Origin of the sequence: Hyphomonas sp. CY54-11-8 (assembly GCF_000682735.1) — a bacterium.
Classification (GTDB): domain Bacteria; phylum Pseudomonadota; class Alphaproteobacteria; order Caulobacterales; family Hyphomonadaceae; genus Hyphomonas.
On record NZ_AWFD01000008.1, the window covers coordinates 34,641 to 52,447 of the forward strand.

Below are 17,807 nucleotides of genomic sequence, written 5' to 3' on the forward strand. Positions count from 1 at the left end.
GTTGTGTTTTCCATCATACCTTTAGGTAGAAGGAGTACGCCCGCATGGTGAATGACAGGTTACGGATTATCCACTTTGGCGTTCAGAAGGTTACGTGAAAAGTCTTCAAATTTAACGGGTAAATGAAGTCCAAACAAAATATCGGTGTGCCAGGCGTCATATGCGCGCTGCTTGTATCTGCAATAAAATATACGGTGTTGGGGGCGCAGCTCGGTGGCCTCTCAGGATCGCAGGTTGATGCGTCGGCTTGCCCCAAGGGCGCCATACTGCTTTACGGGATGTCCTGAACTATACATACCGCATCGCCATCTCCGCAACCAAAGGGAGGCGCGTGCGTGCGGGTCTGGGTAATGCTCAGAAAAGGTCTGTTTACAGATAATTACCGGGTCGGGACCGGTGCATCACCCGAATAGTCATAGAAGCCTTTGCCGACCTTGCGGCCGACCCAGCCAGCCTCGACATATTTCACGAGCAGGGGGCAGGGACGGTATTTCGTGTCGGCAAGGCCATCATGCAGAACCTGCATGATCGACAGGCAGGTATCGAGGCCGATGAAGTCCGCCAGGGTCAGCGGGCCCATCGGGTGGTTGGCACCGAGCCGCATCGCCGTGTCGATGCTTTCCACCGTGCCGACGCCTTCATAGAGCGTATAGACCGCTTCGTTGATCATGGGGACGAGAATGCGGTTCACGATAAACGCCGGATAGTCTTCGGCGTTTGTCGTCGTCTTTTCCAGCCGGTTCGCGAAGCCGATCGCCGTCTCATAAGTCTCCTGGCTGGTCGCCAGGCCCCGGATCACTTCCATCAGTTTCATCAGCGGCACCGGGTTCATGAAGTGCATGCCGATGAACATTTCCGGCCGGTCGGTGGTCGACGCCAAGCGCGTGATGGAAATGGAGGAGGTGTTGGTCGCCAGGTAGGTGCGGGGCGGAACGATTTCGCAGATGGAACGGAAAATCTGTTCCTTGACTTCACGCTTCTCGGTGGCTGCTTCGATGACCAGATCGTCGTTTTCGTGCGACTTGATCGAGGTGGACGTCTTGATGCGGGCCAGGGCCGCTTTCATTTCATCCATGCTGAACTGCTCGCGGGCGACCTGGCGAGCCATGTTCTTCTCGATGGACTCCATGCCGTGTTTCAGCGCGTCTTCCGAGATGTCCGTCATCACGACATCATAGCCGGCAAGAGCGCTGACATGTGCAATGCCGTTGCCCATCTGGCCTGCGCCAATCACGCCAATGGTCTGAAGCTCAATCATCCGCTCTCGCCCTGAGTCTTTTCGTCAATTGTCTGACATATCCTGTTTGTGCAGTGCGTCAAAGATCAAGTCAGCACATCAGATGAGCGGGGGCGGCGATGGCGAACTCGATGGAGATGTTGTTTCCGGACAACAAAAAGCCCGGCACAGGCCGGGCTTTTCGCTTATTGGGTGATCGCGGTTCGCCTAGAGCGCGTTCGTCAGTTCCGGAACGGCGACGAACAGGTCTGCAACCAGGCCATAGTCGGAGACCTGGAAGATCGGCGCTTCTTCATCCTTGTTGATGGCGACGATGACTTTGGAGTCTTTCATGCCAGCAAGGTGCTGGATCGCACCGGAAATGCCGATGGCGATGTAGAGTTCAGGCGCGACGATCTTGCCGGTCTGGCCGACCTGATAGTCGTTCGGAGCGTAGCCCGCATCCACAGCCGCACGCGATGCGCCGACAGCGGCGCCGAGCTTGTCGGCGAGCGGGAACATCAGCTCCTGGAACTTCTCTGCGGAGCCGAGGGCACGGCCGCCGGAGACGACGCGCTTGGCGCCAGCCAGTTCCGGGCGATCCGACTTGACCATTTCTTCCGAAACGAATTCCGACTTGAACGGGCCCGCCGGGGCGTCGATCGTTTCAACCGAAGCCGAGCCGTCATTGCCGGCTGCGTCGAAAGACGTGCCGCGCACGGTGATGACCTTCTTCGCGTCGGAAGATTTGACGGTCATGATCGCGTTGCCGGCATAGATCGGGCGCTCGAAGGTCTCTGCATCGATCACGGCGGTGATCTCGGAGATCTGCATCACGTCGAGTTTGGCAGCGATGCGCGGGGCGATGTTCTTGCCCGTGGTGGTCGCAGCGATGAAGACCGCGTCATAATTCGCCATCAGCGGCACAACGAGGGCTTCCATGGCTTCGGCCGTCTGCTTGCGCAGCGTCTCGCCTTCAGCCTGGAGCACCTTGCGGACACCGGAGACCTTGGCGGCTTCCGGAGCGACGGCAGCGGCGTTCTCACCGGCGACCAGCAGGTCGACGTCGCCCCCGAACTTGGCAGCGGCGGTCACGACCTTGTGGGTCGCGTCCGACAGGCCGCCATGATGATGTTCTGCAATAACGAGCACAGCCATATCAGACGACTCCTGCGGTTTTCAGTTTCGACACGAGGGTGGCGACATCCTCGACCTTTTCACCCGCCTGGCGTACCGGCGGTTCGGTGACCTGCACGACCGTCAGGCGCGGCGCAATATCGACGCCATAGTCGGCCGGAGCCTTCTCGTCGATCGGCTTCTTCTTTGCCTTCATGATGTTCGGCAGGGAAGCGTAACGCGGCTCGTTGAGGCGCAGGTCAACCGTCACAACGGCCGGCAGGGCCAGTTTCACGGTTTGAAGGCCGCCATCGACTTCGCGGGTCACGGTCAGCGCATCGCCGTCCTTTTCCAGCTTGTAGGCGAAGGTGCCTTGCGGCCAGTCGAGCAGGGCGGCCAGCATCTGGCCGGTCTGGTTGGAATCGTCGTCGATCGCCTGCTTGCCGACGATCACGAGATCGGGCTTTTCTTCCTCGACCACTTTGGCCAGCAGCTTGGCAACGCCCAGCGGCTCAACCGTTTCGTCGGTCTTGATCAGGATGCCGCGGTCACCGCCCATGGCGAGAGCCGTCCGGATGGTTTCCTGTGCCTGTTGCGGACCGATGGAAACAATGACGACTTCCGTGGCGGTGCCGGCTTCTTTCAGGCGGACAGCCTCTTCGACGGAAATTTCGTCGAACGGGTTCATCGACATCTTCACATTGGCGAGATCGACCCCGGTCTTGTCCGGCTTGACGCGGACTTTCACGTTGTAATCGATCACGCGTTTGACGGGCACGAGGACCTTCATGAGCAGCGCTCCACACGTTTCGAGGGATTGGACTTAATAGATGGGCGTTGCCTACAGGCACTGAAAAGCTTTCGCAAGTTTGACGTTGACGTAAGTGTCAATTTGGCGCGCAAAAATAAGTGATTTCTGGCCTTATGCGGTGCGATTCCTGCAATATGATACCCCAATGACGCGATCCGGACTGCTCCTGAGCCTACTTTTTGCCTTTGCGTCGCCCCTCGTGGTGGCTGCAGAAGGCATCTCTGCGCTGGATCCCGGCCTTTATGCGGTGAACACCGAAATTGAGACCAGCCTGCAGGATCCGGGGACCGGCACGCTTCTGGATACCTGGACTGAGCCTTTTGGCGGGGCGGCCTGCCTGGAAGGGGAGGAAGCCCGCCGCATTCGGCCTGACACTTTCATCGATGAGCGCTGCTACGTTTCGAATGTCCATGCAGATCCTTACGGAGAAGCATTCGATGTGGCTTGCACATTCCCCGAGGGCCTGCTGACCGGGACCGGGATCCTTCAGGTCGATCCAACGCGGCCCACCGAATTCCTGCAGCGGTTCACCTTGCGCAGCCCAGGCCCGGTGGCCTCCCAGCGCGTGACGATAAAGGGCCGCCTGGTCGGCGCCTGCCTGCCGGACGATCTGGCCGCGGGCCCCTAGAGCGCAGCGTCTACGTAGAATCCGCAATTGGCAATTTCGCCAGCCGGTCTGACATGGCAATAAGACGCGGCATTTTAACGGAGGACATCCATGTCGAACACGCCCCACGAACTTTCTGCAGAATTCCCGGATCTTGCCGACAAGATCCATGCGCTGAAAACCAGCGATGCGCATTTTGCGAAGCTTGCCGATGAGTATCACGAGCTGAACCGCCAGATTCACCGCATCGAAACGGACGTGGAGCCTGCCAGCGACGAGCACCAGACCGAGCTGCGCAAGCAGCGTATGGCTCTGAAGGACGAACTCTACGCCATGCTCAAGGCCTGAGGCCTTTCCGGCGAAGGCCATGGTGCACGGGTTTAGGTAGAATCCCGAATGGGGCGGCGAGTGTCCATCTGTCAGAAACGGCAGTGTAAAGGACGTAGCTAACCCGGGAGGAGGTGCCCGATGACCCAATTGCCCCATGGTCTCGTCGGAGACTTTCCGGACGCTATCGACCGTATTCTGGAACTGGAATCCGAGGCGGAGGATTTTGTCCGCCTGGCCGAGGCCTATGAGGCCGTCACCGCGGAATTGCAGGATATCGAATGCGGCATCGAGCCGGCTTGCCGGGCCTACATGGCCCAGCTGCGCCGCCAGCGCGATGCATTACGTCAAACCCTGTTTGCCCGTCTGAACGCCTGATCAGCGCCACAGCTTCGGCTGCGCTTCCTTCACCGTATCGCGGCATCCCTTGTCCCAGGGAAAAAGCCCGTCCAGCAGGCCGGGCCAGACGATCTGCACCAGTGCCGGATGCCCGCCCTGTCCGTTGCGTGCCCATAGCCAGTCGGCCAGCACAGCGTATTTCTCAAACGCATCGGCGTGGGAGACTTTGCGCGCCACGCAATCGAAATCCTCGTGCAGGCCTTTCCAGACCTGATTGTCTTCCAGTTTCCGGCCTGTCTTGATCTGGTCGTACACATTGGCCAGCATGTCGTACATCACGTCGCGGTGCAGACCGAAAACAATGAACTCCGGCGCGTTCAGCGTCTGCGAAAAGCCGACCGTGTACGTGTAGTTCGGGGTCTCCAGTTCCGGGTCGTAGCGATGAACGGCATACCAGCCATGGGCTTCAATGCTGCCCAGGATCCGCTTTTCTTCCTCGATCACGATACCGCCCGCCATGTCTGAATGACGCGCTGTGCCGGGCCTCGGGTCAAGCTGTTAATCTTCAGATGACGGAGATTTAAGCATGACAGGAAGTTCATGTGGGCAGGGGAGGAGGCGGCTCCGAAAAATCCCGCTTGCCGGAAACGCGGTTCCGGCGTAAATCGCGCGCCGCCGCCGACCGCTGCGACAGGCACAAACGGGTGGCTGGAGCCATTCTGCACCTCACATGTCCAATCCGTCGTTTGACTGCGTGTCCTGCGGCGCCTGCTGTTTCAGCAGGAATCCGCGTTATCTGCAGCTTTTGCCCTGGGACACTTCCCGCAACCTGCCCCCTGAGAGCCTCTTTACCGAAGACGGCCGCACCTATGTAAAGTTCGATTGCGGTCATTGCGTCCACCTCGACCTGTCGAACGGGAAGGCGGTCTGCCAGGTCTATGAAGCCCGGCCAGAAGCGTGCCGGGCTTTCCGGGCGGGCAGCTTCGAATGCATCAAGGCCCGCCGCGCCAACGGCATTATGGGCGCCAATGTGAGGGACCGGGAAGGGGCGCCAGCCTAGTCGTAGAAACATTTCTCCGTGCCGTCGCCCTGATCGTAGCAGTCGCGGCGGTTTGAAGGCGGAGCATTTGGTATCTGGTTCTGCGACTGGTTGATCATGTTGTTATAGGCCGCATCGGCAGCCTGCTGGCGATCCCGTTGCTCTGCAGCCTGTTTGGCGCGCTTTTCTGCGGCAATGGCGGCGCGTGCTTCCGCGCCGTCCTCATAGGCTTTCTGGAACATTTTGTTGCCGCGAACGGCGGCCTCGTACTGGCGTCGTTTTTCTTCCGCGACAGCGCGCGCAAACTCGGCGGCTTCGGCGCCGGCCTCATTGTCATTCAAAGCGAATTCATACGCCACGGCGGGGACGTACCCGCAAGCCTTGTCGTACCGGAACTCCAGCTGGGCCTTGCCCCAGCGATTGGTCGCCCAATCCGCCGTACCATAGTGTTCAACGTCCGGGCTGGCGGCGGCCGAGTTGCAGAATTCGGCCGTGAAGTCACCGCGCACCAGGCCGATCTCTTCGAAGTCGATACCCGCGCTGCGTTCGCCGAAACAGTCTCCGTAAAGCGTAATGGCTGCCACCATCGCGTCGTGTGGCGGATATTCCGGCACACGGTCCAGCGGTAGCGGTTTGTACTTCTTGATGGCTCGCTCCATCTTCTTGTCATAGGCGACGCCATACTCGTTCGTTTCGCCTTGCCTGACTTTCTTGGACGTGCGGGTCCATGGGCCGAAGGCTTGGGCGCCCCAGTCAGTACCCACGCGGCGCGTGATCATGGGAAGTTCCTGTTTGCCCTTCAGGGCCCACCACGCGATCACGGCGAGTGTGTTGTCCCTGTCGGAGAATGCCTGCGGGTTTTCCAGCTGTTCCGGCGTGAGATTGCAGGCGGAGACAGGAGCGGGGGGCGCCATGGATTGCTGCGAAACAGGTTGCGGCGACGGCGGCGCGGCCGCCATGATTTGCGGAGCCGGGACAGGGGCTGGAGCGGGCGGAGGCGCGTTGCGCTCTGCCCGCGTCGGCCCGGTCGTGCAGCCAAGGCGCTGTTCCGCCCATTTCAGCATGGCGGGCGGCGGCGCGTCGAAACCGGCATAGACCGGCTGCTTGTCGGAATAGCCGTTCTCGAGTTTGAATGTGTCGCTGTAATATTGCTTGTAAGCGGCGACTTCGGGGAAGTCTTCCCCGCCCGTATTGCAGAGGCCTTTGCGGCATTCGCTGAGCGAGGTGTAGATCTTGCCGAGATGATCGACCGCGCTGGCGCCGGTGTCCTGCCAGTAGAGGATCGCGCGGGCGCGCGTGTCGTTGGAGCTGGAATAGTCCTTCTCGAACGCGGCGTAGAGCGCGTCGCCCGTCGGGCAAGTCTGAGCGATGGCAGGCACAGACAGCCCACCAGCGGCAATGGCCGCGCAGGCGGCGAGTTTTCTGAAATGTCCCATAAGGTTGAGATACAGGGGATCGCCCAGCGTGCAAATTGTTTTGCGGGCGGGTGTCTATTCCTCTGCGTCTTCCGGCAGGAATGCGACCGTTGTGGCGCGCACTTTCCATGCCCCATCCACGCGCACGAGATAGTCCGTCCCGGCATAGCGCACCGTCCGCGGCGTGCCGTCGGCTTCCATCAGGGCTTCGGTGGCATTGAAGCGGGCAAGCGCCGTGTCGCCGAGCACTGCAATATCAGCGAATTCGGCCTCATAGCTGACGACTCGGGCGCCGCCGTCGATATAGTCCCGCACGAGTTGCATGTGCGGGATCTTGGCGCGGGGTTCGGCCTGACCGGCAAACCAGACCGTCCAGTCGTCGTGATACTCTGACGCCCACGCCTCGAAATCCGTTTCGATTCCCATCGGCCCGTTGGAGAGAAGGTCGGCAATGGCCTGCTGGTCGGCGGACCAGTCCTGCTCGCTGGCGAGGGCGGGCAGGGACGCGGCGCAAAGGGTGAAGAGGGCGGCGAGGCTGGCGGACCTGAAGGCGCGTTTCATGATTTAGTTCCTCGACGGATAAATGCCTTGCGCCACGATGCATTGCTTCAGGGCGAGATAAGGCTGCGGGTCGTCGCTGGCGTGGGCGCTGTTCCTGTTATTGTCAGGCAGGGCCCCGCTGGTGCCTTTCTGGCCAATCGCATAGTTCGGAAGGCCCGGGCCCTGGCCGGCGCCGATGATGGTGCGCCCCCGCAGGTCCGGCAAGGCGAAGGTCGTCCGGCCGTCTCCGCCATACTGGGTGCCGAGGAGAGAGAAGAGGGCGGTGTTCTCGCTGATCTGCAGCAGCCGCCCATCCGCCTCCAGCGTCCCCCTCGGACAGAAGTTGAACCCGACCGTGATGATCTCGCCGAGATACTCATCCGGCCCGGCATGCGCCGCAGGCGCCGCCGCCATGAGCGCGCCGGTGAGCGCTGCCGTGATCGCAAGTTTCCGAACCATCGCGTGTCCTCCCTTTTTGTACGGACGACCCTAGACCCTGGGGCCGGGGAGGCAAGGGCAGACGGTGCGCAGCGGAGCCGGGCGCGAACTTCAAAGACCGAAATGTTTGACTTGGCGCGGCTTCGCGCGGACAGTCGATTCCAAGGATCAGGGAGGACGAGAAAATGACAATCTTTAAATTGGGACTATTGGGCGCCGCCGCCATGACGCTGGCGGGCTGCGTTGTGGTCGACGAAAGGGCGGCGTCCGTGCCAGTGGCCGACGTGTCGCCGCCGACCGCAATGATGGCGGAAGAGGCCCGCGCCATTGTCGAGGTCCGCAATGACGATTTCGAGCGGCTGTTTGCGGCGGGCGAGACGATGGAACTCGCCTCGGATCTCTACACGATCGATGGCCGCATCGTGCCGCCCGACGCGCCGGACCAGGTGGGCGCCGAGGCGATTGGCGCCTATTGGACGGCGGCCCGTGCTGCGGTCGGATCGGTGGACCTCCAGACGGTCGAGGCCGTGCCGGTGGGCGAGGGCCATATCGCCGAGCGCACCCACGTCACCCTGTTCGCGCCGGACGGCACAACCATCGGCGGCGGCAAGGCCGTGATTCTCTGGACGCTCGAAGACGGCGTCTGGAAGATGCAATGGGACAGCTGGAACGACGGCCCGGTGGACTAGTCCCTTCGGGCGGCGGTAGAAAGGTCTAGTAATGCGGCGGGGGCGAGTTCGCCGGGGCCGCTTCGCTCACTGCCTGTTCGGTTTCGGCGACCCGTTCGCCCAGCCGCGCGACCTGACGCTCCAGCCGGTCGATCAGCTTCCATTGCGCCGTGATGGCCGCGTTCAGATCCTCAATCGTCTGGTCCTGATGGACCACACGCATTTCAAGCTCGTCGAGGCGAGCAGAGTCCGGTGAAGTGCTGTCAGTCATGATGGAGGGATTAGCGCTGCTGGTGGAGCGACGCAATGGCCTCGAAACGTTGAAACGTTGCGGGTGTCAGATCTTATTTTGTGGGTCAAGGATGAAACCCTCCGCACGCGAAACGCCCTTGACCCGCAAAATCAGCAATGTGCGGGGGATAACAGTTGCTAAGCTTGCTAGTCAATCGCCTTGCGTTTCTCACCGTTCTCCGAGAGATAAATCTCTCCGCCTTTGTCCATGAACTCCTTGCTCTTTTCCGCCATGCCCGCTCTTGCGGCGGCGGCTTGATTCTCGAGGTCGGCGCGTTCGTTGTCGGACATGCCAGCGGCGTATTCGCGGACTTCGGCGGTGATCTTCATGCTGCAGAATTTGGGGCCGCACATGGAGCAGAAGTGGGCGACTTTGTGGGCTTCCTTGGGAAGAGTCTGGTCGTGGAAGTCACGGGCGGTTTCGGGGTCGAGCGACAGGTTGAACTGGTCTTCCCAGCGGAATTCGAACCTTGCCCTTGAGAGCGCGTCGTCGCGCACCTGCGCGGCAGGGTGGCCCTTGGCGAGGTCTGCCGCGTGGGCGGCGAGGCGGTAGGTGACGACGCCGACTTTCACATCGTCCCGGTCCGGCAGGCCCAGATGCTCCTTGGGCGTCACATAGCAGAGCATCGCCGTACCATACCAGCCGATCATTGCCGCGCCGATGCCGGACGTAATGTGGTCGTATCCCGGAGCAATATCCGTGGTGAGCGGCCCCAGCGTGTAGAAGGGGGCCTCGCCGCATTCGTGCAGCTGCTTCTCCATGTTCACCTTGATTTTATGCATCGGTACATGGCCGGGCCCTTCGATCATCACCTGGCAACCTTTGGCCCAGGCGATCTTCGTCAGTTCCCCGAGCGTTTCCAGCTCTGCGAACTGGGCGGCGTCATTGGCGTCCGCAATCGCGCCGGGGCGTAGGCCATCGCCGAGGCTGAACGAGACGTCATAGGCGCGCATGATGTCGCAGATTTCTTCGAAATGCGTGTAGAGGAAGCTTTCCGTGTGGTGGGCCAGCATCCATTTCGCCATGATCGAGCCACCACGGCTGACGATGCCGCAGACGCGGTCCGCGGTCAGGTGGATATAGGCGAGGCGCACGCCGGCATGGATAGTGAAATAGTCGACGCCCTGTTCGGCCTGTTCGATCAGTGTGTCGCGGAAGACTTCCCAGGTAAGGTCTTCGGCGACGCCGTTCACTTTTTCCAGCGCCTGATAGATCGGTACCGTGCCGATGGGCACCGGCGAATTGCGGATGATCCATTCGCGCGTGTTGTGGATGTTGCGGCCTGTGGAGAGATCCATGACGTTATCCGCGCCCCAGCGGATCGCCCACACCATCTTGTCGACTTCTTCCTCAACAGAGGAGGCGACGGCGGAGTTGCCGATATTGGCATTGATCTTCACAAGGAAGTTACGGCCGATGATCTGCGGTTCCAGTTCGGCGTGGTTTATGTTGGCCGGGATGATGGCGCGCCCGGCGGCGATCTCGTCCCGCACGAATTCCGGCGTGATGTATTCCGGAATGTGCGCGCCGAAGCTTTCGCCTTGTTCGATCCGCTCTGCGGCGCCCTCGACGGCGGCGCGGCGGCCAAGGTTCTCGCGCGTCGCTACATAGATCATTTCCTTGGTGACGATGCCGGCCTTGGCGTATTCATACTGGGTGACGAGGGGCTGGCCGCGGTCATTCAGTGGCGGATCCATATCCATCGAGCAGGGGGAGGAGGTGACCTCCGTCTTCTCGATTCGCGCCATGCCGCGCAGCGGGCGGTGCTTCACCGGGAATTCGCGGGCGAGGTGTTTGCCGCTGGCACCACCATTGTCTTCCGGCTTTACATCGCGGCCATCATATTCCTCGACGCCGCCGCGTTCCAGTACCCAGTCACGCCGCGTGCGTGCGAGACCTTTTTCCACGTCGATGGTGACCGACGGGTCAGTGTACGGACCGGACGTGTCATAGACCGGTACCGGCGGCTCATTGGCGCTCGGGTGAAGGTCGATCTCGCGGTGCGGCACGGCGAGGTCGGGCAGGGGGTGGGTGTAGACCTTGCGGCTCGCGGGCAGCGGCCCGGTGGTGACCTGCGGCGTGGCGAATTCGGACTGGTTGGAAGGCTTGTTCATTGTGCAGGCTTTCTCTGGTGGTAGGTCAGCGCCATGGCAATGCAGTGGCGGATTGGGTCTTTGGGAAGCGGCTGGCCGAGCGGTAGGCGGATCTCGCGATTGCCGACAAGGTCAAGCACGCCGCTATAAAGGCTGCGCCACTCGTCTAGCAGCGTGGTCTGGCAATTAACGAATATGCCCGCCGTTTCGGGGCGTTTCGGTGACCAGGCAAGGCGGATCGTCGTGCCGCTTTTCGGGGCGCTGGTCAGGTAAGCAGGCTCGCCCCATTTCAGGGTTTCGGTGATCCGGCCCGCTTCCGGCAGGGCGGTGGCAGTCTCGTAGATCATCTCCCGGATGGCGAGCAGCAGCTTGCGCGCCGGGGCTGGATAGGTGGCAAACACGTTTCCGACTGTTGCGGGAAGGGCGGGGACAGGGAGGCTGGCCGTCTTCATGACACCAGCTTTCCCGCCTGTTCCAGCGTCAGTTCGATCCACAGCGTATCGGCCTGCGCCAGCAATGTGCCGTCGGCGGCGTGCAGGGCGGTTCCGGCAAAATGTTTCCGTCCTTTGGTCCATTCATGCCAGGCATGGATGATCACCGGCTCGCCGGTCGGGACGGGTTTGTGCTGCGCCGCAACCATCTCCCCCAATAGATAAGTCGTCTCGATCTCGGGCAGGGCAAAGCCGCCCGGGCAATCGAGCGCCGCCCAGACATATTCCGGGCGGACATGGCCATGCCCGTCATCGAAATTGGCATGCGGCGTCCAGACGGCCGCGGCTTCCAGATTGTCGCCAAGCCGTCCGCAATGGATGTGCAGGCCTTCGCCTTCCTTCCGGTTCCGTCCGCAGACGAAGCAGGTGGAGACGCCGCCCGCGCCGAAATAGGTCGGGGTTTCGGCGGCTTTGTGCGCCGCCTCAATGGAGGGTGGAGCAGGCGGGGTGAGCGTTACGTCGCCGGGCCGCGCTGCCAGGATCGGCAGGCCCTCGTGCTCAGCCACCAGGGTCTGATCCTGACGGGTCACGGGCAGCGGCGTGTCGAGCGGGATGGGGGCAGAGATGCGGATGATGTGCGGCGCGTCGAACAGGCGGGACAATACGCCGGCCGCATAGCCGCCATTGCCCGAATTGGGCGGCCCATTAAAGGCAGAAGCAATGGTGATGTTGCCGACCGGCTGCATGGTTTCCGCTCCGTCCCTCGCGCCGGCCACGCCGCTCTTCGCGGCATTCCCCGGATCAGGTTCAAAGGGTAAAGTCTCAGCCCTGCCGGCTCATTCCGGTCAGGACACCCCTCGGATGGCGCCACCCTAGTGAATCTGGCCGGACTTGGAAAGGGCGAAGCCGTATTGACGGAAGGTGTGCGCGTCCCGACATAACCCTTCTTTGATGAGCATGTGCCATGCACCTAAATGCCTATTTCGCGCGGATCGGATATGACGGAACGCCAGCCGCGGATCTGGAAACCCTTCGGGCGCTAAGCCACCTGCACCCGCGTGCCATTCCGTTCGAGAATCTCGATGTGCAGTTGAAGCGCCCGGTCAGCATGGCGCCGGAGGTTGTGTTCGACAAACTGGTCACCCGGCGCCGGGGTGGCTGGTGCTATGAGATGAATGGCCTGCTGGGATGGGTGCTCAGTGAGATCGGTTTTGACGTCCGGCGTGTCGAGGGCGGGGTGATGCGGGAGGCGACAGGCGATGGCGCACTCGGCAATCATCTCTGCTTGGTGGTCCGACTGGATGGTCAGGACTATCTGGTCGATGTCGGCTTCGGCGGCAGCCAGACTGCGCCGATGGTAATTACGCCGGGCAGTGACGTGCAGGTGCCGTTCGATCTGGAACTCGTACCACTGGAGAACGGCTATTGGCGCATGGTTCAGTACACGCTGGGCAAGCCGTTCTCATTCGATTTCCACCCTGACCGTTGCGACGAAGCCTTGCTGGCCGACAAATGCGACTGGCAGCAGAGCAATCCTGGGTCGGTGTTCGTGCAGAACCTTGTAGCACAGAGGCGGACAGGGGGTGCGCATATCAGTCTGCGCGGGCGAGTATTCACCCGGCTCGAATCCGGCGCAGAGGAGAGGCGCCTGCTGCAGTCAGGCGCTGAGCTGGTTGATGTGCTGAAGGACGAATTCGACATCGACGAGCCGGAAGCGGAAGCGTTGTGGCCCGCCATCTGTGCGCGGCACGAGGCATTGTTTCCGCAAGCCTGAGGGCAAGCTCAGACAGGGTGCGCCCCACCTTGGTGTCTATTCGTCTATTCCGCTGCTTTGGAAGCGAGCTTTTTGACCGCCTTGTCCCAGTCGCGGACCTTGCCCAACTGGTCATTGTAAATACGGATCTGGTCTTCCGGCGTGCGCAACAGTACGTCGATATGAGGCCGGGCCTTTTCGGCCAGCGGGCGGGCGATGGCGTCCAGTTCGGCCTTCTGCGCGCGCATCTGCTTGTCGTCATCGAAGGTCTTCTGCGGCAGGGCCGGATTGGTCCAGATCCAACCACCATTGCCGAAATTGATGTTCTCCAGATAGACGTGCTCCCAACGGGTCAGGCGTTCGACTTCCTGCCCGTAGAGGCGGGCAAGGTAGAAATCGAGCTCCAGCTTGTGGGCGGGGCAGGCGGCATAGAGCGACTGCAGGCGGTTCCCGGCCCAGCCAAAGCCCGGATGCTCGTATTTTGTCTTTATCGTGCGATCCCACAGGTTTGCCTCTTCCTGCAGGCGGAAGTCCGCATGATCTGCAAAGGGGCAGGTCGCATAGGCTGTGCCCGAAATCACCGGATGGACACGGCCCGCCTCCGCCAGCCGGATCATATAGGGCACAGCGTATTTCAGCAGCGATGTGGTCGCAGCATTGTAGCCGAAATAGGTCTGTTCACTGCCATCTGGCTGTTTCAGCACGCTCGGCTTCTGTTTCGTTTTCCAGGCATAATCGTTCTGCGTGATCGCGGTCAGGGTCAGCGTGATGTAGCGCTCCAGCGTGTCCAGGTCCGTGGCGGTGCCCATGACGGCGCTGGACAGGGTGGAGGCGATGGCCTGCGCATCCGGTCGGTCCGGGCAGGTCTCGATGGCCCATTCCGCCAGTTCCAGGATTGCGGCCGGGTCGGTCTGCGTCCCCTGCCGAATGGCCATTTCCATATCGTAGAGCGTCTGCTCGGCCCCGGCGGGGCAGGCCCGAGCGGATTCGGCGGCTGCAGGAACAAGGGTTGCGAAAGTGGCAAGGGCGAGAAGCGTGAGTGCGCGGATCAGTCTGGTCTTCATGGTGTCCCCGAAATGTCCGGGGTTTTGTGGCATGGATGAGGCGGCAGGCACACCTGCGCCGTGATTAACAGCCGCCGCAGTTCCATTAACCTTCTGTCGACCCGATTGGTCCATGTCTGGTGGCAGACTCTGAACACCCGGACGGGAGATCCGCCCATGGCCTTCGATGCTGCCCTTGCTGCTGCCCCAAAGACCGAGACGAAGCCAACCAAATGGCAACGTTTCAAGGTCGATCTGTGGCTGACAGACCTGAACCTGACCGAAATCGGGATCATGAAGCATACCCAGCATGAGGCGGAGTCTGACCAGTTCACCAAGGATATGGAAATCATCGGCCAGATCCGCGAAGACGGAAAACGCTCCGGCATCGTCGCCTACCGCAAGGAATTGTGGAAGGAAGGCAAAGACATGAAGCGCCGCTTGGTGATCAAGCTGTTCTCAGAGAACATGCACTGGCGCGGCACGATGGAACTGATGATGGGCCGCTCGCTGCAGCTCTCCATCGGCGCGCGCGGCGTGCCGGTCAGCGCCTTTTCGCTCAACCTGTCACGGTCGAAACAACTGATCCAGCTGGAACGGTCCGCACAGAAATGGCCGCTGTTCCCTGAGAAATTCTCCTTCTTTATCGAGACGTCCCGAGGTCCTCGCTTCTATCGATTGCGCCGGAACGTCATCGGCATCGGGGCCGACTACACGCTCTATGACGACAAGAACCGCAAGATCGGTTCGCTGGACCACCGGATCATCAATCTTGGCGGCAGTTGGATGGTGAAGCTCGACGCGGCACATTCCTATGCGGCGCTGGAATCTGTGCTGCAGATGTTCTGCACCATGTTGCGTTTCAACGGCGCCGTACGCCGGCACGTCTCGCACGAGGTGGAAATGATCGGTCGCGGCCGGGCCGTGCGCGAGCTGGATCATCAGGAGGCAGACCTTTACCTCAATCCGCGCCGCCGGCGCTGAGGTCTATTTGCCGTCCTTGAGGAACCCGAGTTCCCGCTGGAGCTTTTTTGTGAGGCCGGCGGCGACCAGCTGGTAAGAGCCTTCAAGATAGGCCTTAAGATCATCGTCGGAAAGTGTATCCGCGCTGTAGCGCTGGATCCACTTCATGCCGCGTGACGCCAGATGCGGCGCGCCCCGGCAGCCTGGCTGTTCTTTCAGGATGTCGAAGCTCATCTCCGAGACCTTGAACGAGCAGACCATGTCGCCGTCTTCCTCCCGGCCGATGGCGAAAACCTTTCCGCCTACTTTCCACACCGTCGCCTTGCCCCACTGGATGACACTGGTCGCGTGGGGAAGGCTGCCGCAGAATTTGTTGTAGGCCTTGAGTTTCATCGAGAGCGGGTCAGAGGCCTTTGGCCTTGTCGCACATGTTTGAGACGAGCGCTTCGGCGAAGGGGCGGGGCTGGTCCTTGCCGCCGAACTTCACTCCTGAGAGCGACAGTTCATCTCGCGCCTCGTTGTAGAGAACTTCTAGCGTGGCGGCCGTGTTGACGCCGACATAGAGGATCTCCCCTTCTGCCGTGACGCGTACCGTGTCCGGATCGTCGGTGCGATAGGCGGTCCACAAAGTCTTGGCGTCAAAGTCATTGATGAAATAGCCATTGACGATCCTGCCAAGCGACTGGCCCGGACATTCCGCCAAATAGGCATCCTTGGCATCATCGATGACCGAATGGTCACCACATGCAGCGAGCGCGCCGGCAAGCAGGCCAAAGGCTGCGAGTGTGCGTCGTTTCATCATTTCCCCCCGGAACTGATCAGTCGAAAGATCACGAACTATATGTCCGGAGGGACCGCCTTGGCCAGATGGAAGATTTGTTGCGACGCCCGGTTGGAAACGGGTTGCCCCGCCGGGTGCCCGGCACTCCGGCGGGAATAAGGAGCGTCAGCCCTGATAGGAATCGTTCAGCATCTTGAAGACCTGGTCGAAATTGCCCCCGGCTTCGGCGCCGCGCAGGAGCTTGGCGCGCTGGACGCAGACTTCCGCGGGCGTGTCTTCGATGCCGAAACTTTCCATCGTTTCGGCGATGAAATCCTTCAGCGGCATATAGCCTTCACGCGTTGACTGGCCGGGCGTGAGGCCCGTCTGGACACCCGGCGGCGCAAGCTCGATCACTTCGACGGCCGTCTCGCGCAGCTGGTAGCGCAGCGACTGCGTCCAGGCATGCATGGCGGCTTTCGAGGCACTGTAGGCAGGTGTATGGGCGAGCGGCACGAAGGCCAGGCCCGACGTGACATTGACGACCCGCGCGGTCGCTTGAGCCCTGAGGTGCGGGAGTAGGGCAGCGGTTAGCCGGATCGGGCCGAGAATGTTGGTCACAATGGTGGCCTCTGCGACGGAGAGATCCACCGGGTCGGCCAGCCAGTCTTCCTTCGCCATGATGCCGGCATTGTTGAACAGCACGTTGAGCGCCGGGAAATCGCGGGTCAGCTCCTTTGCGAAGCGGGCGATATCGGCGGCGTCCTGAACATCCAGCGTGCGCGCGTGCATGCCGCTGCGTCCGGCAATGGTTTCGTCGAGGGTTTTGGCGGTGCGGCCTGCGACGATTACTGTATTGCCGAGGGCATGAAATTCCCGGGCGAGCTCCCGGCCGATGCCCGATCCGCCGCCCGTCATCAGAATTGTATTGCCTGAAGTTTTCATGATCTCTCTCCTCATCCGCGGGTTGGTCCCGTCGCAGGTAGATAGGCCGAGACCCGCCGTCTGGAAGGGGCGCCGGGACGGTTATGCGTTCACAATAAAAGTGATTGGACAAGACGGATCGTGCTTCCGGCGGCGCTCTGTAATTCAGTGTACAGAAAAACTAGAGCGGCTTCTCAAGGAACATCGCCTGGCCCTTTTCCGGGTCGAGTTCGTAAGCCGCATAGCCGGCGGCTTCGTACACGCTGCGGGCGCGGGTGTTTCCGGAGAGGACTTCGAGCGTGAGTTTGCAGCAGCCGCGCCGGCGCGCTTCGGCCTCGACGGCATCCAGCAGCATCCTGCCGATTCCCTTGCCGCGGTGGTCGGCATGGACGGCAATATCGTGCACGTTCAGCAACGGCTTGCAGGCAAAGGTAGAGAAGCCCTCGAACGCATTCAGCACACCGGCTGGCGCGCCATCGTCAAAAGCGAGGAAGCTCACCGCGTGTGGCCGCGTCGCCAGTTCGGCGGCGAGATGGTCGCGCGTATGCGCGCTTAGCGGTTTGCCGCCGCCCATCGGGTCCCGCGCATAGGCGTCCAGCATGTCGACCAGTGCGGCGGCGTCCGCGGGATCGCTGTAATCGGCCTGCCGGATCGTGATACTCATAATCATCAGCCGAGCAGGGTGGCCTGCACGTCCTTGCCCCAGCCGACATGCACGGCGCTGCCATTTTCGATGACCGGGCGCTTGATCAGGGTCGGATGCTTGGAGAGCAGGGCCTTTTCGCCGTTCGTGCCGGCCTTTGCCTTTTCGGCATTGGACAGGCTGCGCCAGGTGGCGGAGCTCTTGTTGACCAGCTTGTCCGGCGCGGCCTTCAGCCAGACCGGCAGCTTTGCAGACAGGTCGGCCTCGTCACGGATGTCGACAAATTTTACCTTGCTGCCGGCAGCTTCAAGTTCGCGTTTCGCTTTGCGGCAGGTGTCGCAATTCTTGAGTCCATAGAGGACGACCGCCGATCCGGGCATGCTCTCTCT

At 61.4% G+C, this 17,807-nt stretch carries 24 protein-coding genes and 1 riboswitch; of the genes, 7 read left to right on the top strand and 17 right to left on the bottom strand.

Annotation, left to right across the window (positions count from 1 at the left end):
* Positions 1-379 precede the first annotated feature (379 nt).
* The 3 genes from HY17_RS07605 to HY17_RS07615 all read right to left on the bottom strand — a co-directional run bounded on the left by HY17_RS07605 (position 380) and on the right by HY17_RS07615 (position 3,122).
* A complete protein-coding gene (locus HY17_RS07605; RefSeq protein ID WP_034765299.1) occupies positions 380-1,258 on the bottom strand; it encodes a 3-hydroxybutyryl-CoA dehydrogenase in 879 nt (292 codons plus the stop codon).
* A gap of 186 nt (positions 1,259-1,444) precedes the next feature.
* Positions 1,445-2,374 (bottom strand): electron transfer flavoprotein subunit alpha/FixB family protein, encoded by a 930-nt coding sequence (locus HY17_RS07610; protein WP_034765302.1) that lies wholly within the window; start codon positions 2,372-2,374, stop codon positions 1,445-1,447.
* Position 2,375: 1 nt separating this feature from the next.
* A complete protein-coding gene (locus tag HY17_RS07615; RefSeq protein ID WP_034765306.1) occupies positions 2,376-3,122 on the bottom strand; it encodes an electron transfer flavoprotein subunit beta/FixA family protein in 747 nt (248 codons plus the stop codon).
* A 166-nt stretch (positions 3,123-3,288) separates the two neighbouring features.
* Here HY17_RS07615 and HY17_RS07620 point away from each other — a divergent pair, with 166 nt between their 5' ends.
* From HY17_RS07620 to HY17_RS07630, 3 genes are all read left to right on the top strand, one after another.
* Positions 3,289-3,771, top strand: a complete 483-nt coding sequence (locus HY17_RS07620) for a DUF3617 family protein (RefSeq protein WP_034765308.1) — start codon at positions 3,289-3,291, stop codon at positions 3,769-3,771.
* A 90-nt stretch (positions 3,772-3,861) separates the two neighbouring features.
* On the top strand, positions 3,862-4,098 hold the full coding sequence (locus tag HY17_RS07625) for a YdcH family protein (protein ID WP_034765311.1): 237 nt from the start codon (positions 3,862-3,864) through the stop codon (positions 4,096-4,098).
* 120 nt (positions 4,099-4,218) lie between these two features.
* On the top strand, positions 4,219-4,455 hold the full coding sequence (locus HY17_RS07630; RefSeq protein ID WP_034765314.1) for a YdcH family protein: 237 nt from the start codon (positions 4,219-4,221) through the stop codon (positions 4,453-4,455).
* Here HY17_RS07630 and HY17_RS07635 read toward each other — a convergent pair whose 3' ends face one another.
* Complete coding sequence (locus tag HY17_RS07635) at positions 4,456-4,935, bottom strand: DUF4262 domain-containing protein (protein WP_034765315.1); 480 nt, start codon at positions 4,933-4,935, stop codon at positions 4,456-4,458.
* Positions 4,936-5,146: 211 nt separating this feature from the next.
* Between HY17_RS07635 and HY17_RS07640 the strand changes: the two genes are divergently transcribed.
* The gene (locus tag HY17_RS07640; RefSeq protein ID WP_034765317.1) at positions 5,147-5,476 is read left to right on the top strand and encodes a YkgJ family cysteine cluster protein; all 330 of its coding nucleotides are present in this window, start codon (positions 5,147-5,149) and stop codon (positions 5,474-5,476) included.
* Here HY17_RS07640 and HY17_RS07645 read toward each other — a convergent pair.
* The 3 genes from HY17_RS07645 to HY17_RS07655 are packed head-to-tail and all read right to left on the bottom strand — an operon-like array spanning position 5,473 to position 7,869.
* On the bottom strand, positions 5,473-6,891 hold the full coding sequence (locus HY17_RS07645) for a hypothetical protein (RefSeq protein WP_034765319.1): 1,419 nt from the start codon (positions 6,889-6,891) through the stop codon (positions 5,473-5,475). The genes HY17_RS07640 and HY17_RS07645 overlap by 4 nt on opposite strands.
* Positions 6,892-6,945: 54 nt before the next feature.
* Positions 6,946-7,431: a nuclear transport factor 2 family protein gene (locus HY17_RS07650; protein WP_034765322.1), complete on the bottom strand. Its 486-nt coding sequence runs from the start codon at positions 7,429-7,431 to the stop codon at positions 6,946-6,948.
* Positions 7,432-7,434: 3 nt separating this feature from the next.
* Entirely contained in the window at positions 7,435-7,869 is a 435-nt protein-coding gene (locus tag HY17_RS07655; protein ID WP_034765327.1) for a phage tail protein, read from the bottom strand.
* 164 nt (positions 7,870-8,033) lie between these two features.
* On the opposite strand from HY17_RS07655, the gene HY17_RS07660 reads away from it, so the two are divergent.
* The gene (locus HY17_RS07660) at positions 8,034-8,537 is read left to right on the top strand and encodes a nuclear transport factor 2 family protein (RefSeq protein ID WP_139068773.1); all 504 of its coding nucleotides are present in this window, start codon (positions 8,034-8,036) and stop codon (positions 8,535-8,537) included.
* A 25-nt stretch (positions 8,538-8,562) separates the two neighbouring features.
* Here HY17_RS07660 and HY17_RS07665 read toward each other — a convergent pair whose 3' ends face one another.
* From HY17_RS07665 to HY17_RS07680, 4 genes are all read right to left on the bottom strand, one after another.
* Positions 8,563-8,787: a SlyX family protein gene (locus HY17_RS07665; protein WP_034765332.1), complete on the bottom strand. Its 225-nt coding sequence runs from the start codon at positions 8,785-8,787 to the stop codon at positions 8,563-8,565.
* A gap of 167 nt (positions 8,788-8,954) precedes the next feature.
* Positions 8,955-10,922 (bottom strand): phosphomethylpyrimidine synthase ThiC, encoded by a 1,968-nt coding sequence (gene thiC / locus HY17_RS07670; protein ID WP_034765334.1) that lies wholly within the window; start codon positions 10,920-10,922, stop codon positions 8,955-8,957.
* Positions 10,919-11,353 carry a DUF1801 domain-containing protein gene (locus tag HY17_RS07675; protein ID WP_034765336.1) on the bottom strand — a complete coding sequence of 145 codons (435 nt, stop codon included), beginning with the start codon at positions 11,351-11,353 and terminating at the stop codon, positions 10,919-10,921. The genes thiC and HY17_RS07675 overlap by 4 nt, the downstream gene beginning before the upstream one ends.
* On the bottom strand, positions 11,350-12,108 hold the full coding sequence (locus HY17_RS07680) for a hypothetical protein (protein WP_158531462.1): 759 nt from the start codon (positions 12,106-12,108) through the stop codon (positions 11,350-11,352). The genes HY17_RS07675 and HY17_RS07680 overlap by 4 nt, the downstream gene beginning before the upstream one ends.
* Positions 12,075-12,200: riboswitch (TPP riboswitch) on the bottom strand. It overlaps the preceding gene by 34 nt.
* Positions 12,201-12,296: 96 nt before the next feature.
* On the opposite strand from HY17_RS07680, the gene HY17_RS07685 reads away from it, so the two are divergent.
* Positions 12,297-13,106: an arylamine N-acetyltransferase gene (locus HY17_RS07685; RefSeq protein WP_051599819.1), complete on the top strand. Its 810-nt coding sequence runs from the start codon at positions 12,297-12,299 to the stop codon at positions 13,104-13,106.
* Positions 13,107-13,150: 44 nt separating this feature from the next.
* On the opposite strand, the gene HY17_RS07690 is transcribed toward HY17_RS07685, so the two are convergent.
* Entirely contained in the window at positions 13,151-14,149 is a 999-nt protein-coding gene (locus HY17_RS07690; RefSeq protein WP_051599820.1) for a hypothetical protein, read from the bottom strand.
* 156 nt (positions 14,150-14,305) lie between these two features.
* Here HY17_RS07690 and HY17_RS07695 point away from each other — a divergent pair, with 156 nt between their 5' ends.
* Complete coding sequence (locus HY17_RS07695; RefSeq protein WP_051599821.1) at positions 14,306-15,112, top strand: hypothetical protein; 807 nt, start codon at positions 14,306-14,308, stop codon at positions 15,110-15,112.
* 3 nt (positions 15,113-15,115) lie between these two features.
* On the opposite strand, the gene HY17_RS07700 is transcribed toward HY17_RS07695, so the two are convergent.
* The 5 genes from HY17_RS07700 to HY17_RS07720 form a co-directional block, all read right to left on the bottom strand.
* Positions 15,116-15,484, bottom strand: a complete 369-nt coding sequence (locus tag HY17_RS07700) for an MmcQ/YjbR family DNA-binding protein (protein ID WP_034765341.1) — start codon at positions 15,482-15,484, stop codon at positions 15,116-15,118.
* A 10-nt stretch (positions 15,485-15,494) separates the two neighbouring features.
* Complete coding sequence (locus tag HY17_RS07705) at positions 15,495-15,890, bottom strand: hypothetical protein (protein ID WP_065383164.1); 396 nt, start codon at positions 15,888-15,890, stop codon at positions 15,495-15,497.
* 147 nt (positions 15,891-16,037) lie between these two features.
* The gene (locus tag HY17_RS07710; RefSeq protein WP_034765347.1) at positions 16,038-16,796 is read right to left on the bottom strand and encodes an SDR family oxidoreductase; all 759 of its coding nucleotides are present in this window, start codon (positions 16,794-16,796) and stop codon (positions 16,038-16,040) included.
* A 160-nt stretch (positions 16,797-16,956) separates the two neighbouring features.
* Positions 16,957-17,439, bottom strand: coding sequence for a GNAT family N-acetyltransferase (locus tag HY17_RS07715; protein ID WP_034765439.1), 483 nt, complete (start codon positions 17,437-17,439; stop codon positions 16,957-16,959).
* A gap of 5 nt (positions 17,440-17,444) precedes the next feature.
* On the bottom strand, positions 17,445-17,798 hold the full coding sequence (locus tag HY17_RS07720) for an ArsC/Spx/MgsR family protein (RefSeq protein ID WP_034765350.1): 354 nt from the start codon (positions 17,796-17,798) through the stop codon (positions 17,445-17,447).
* Positions 17,799-17,807: the final 9 nt, after the last annotated feature.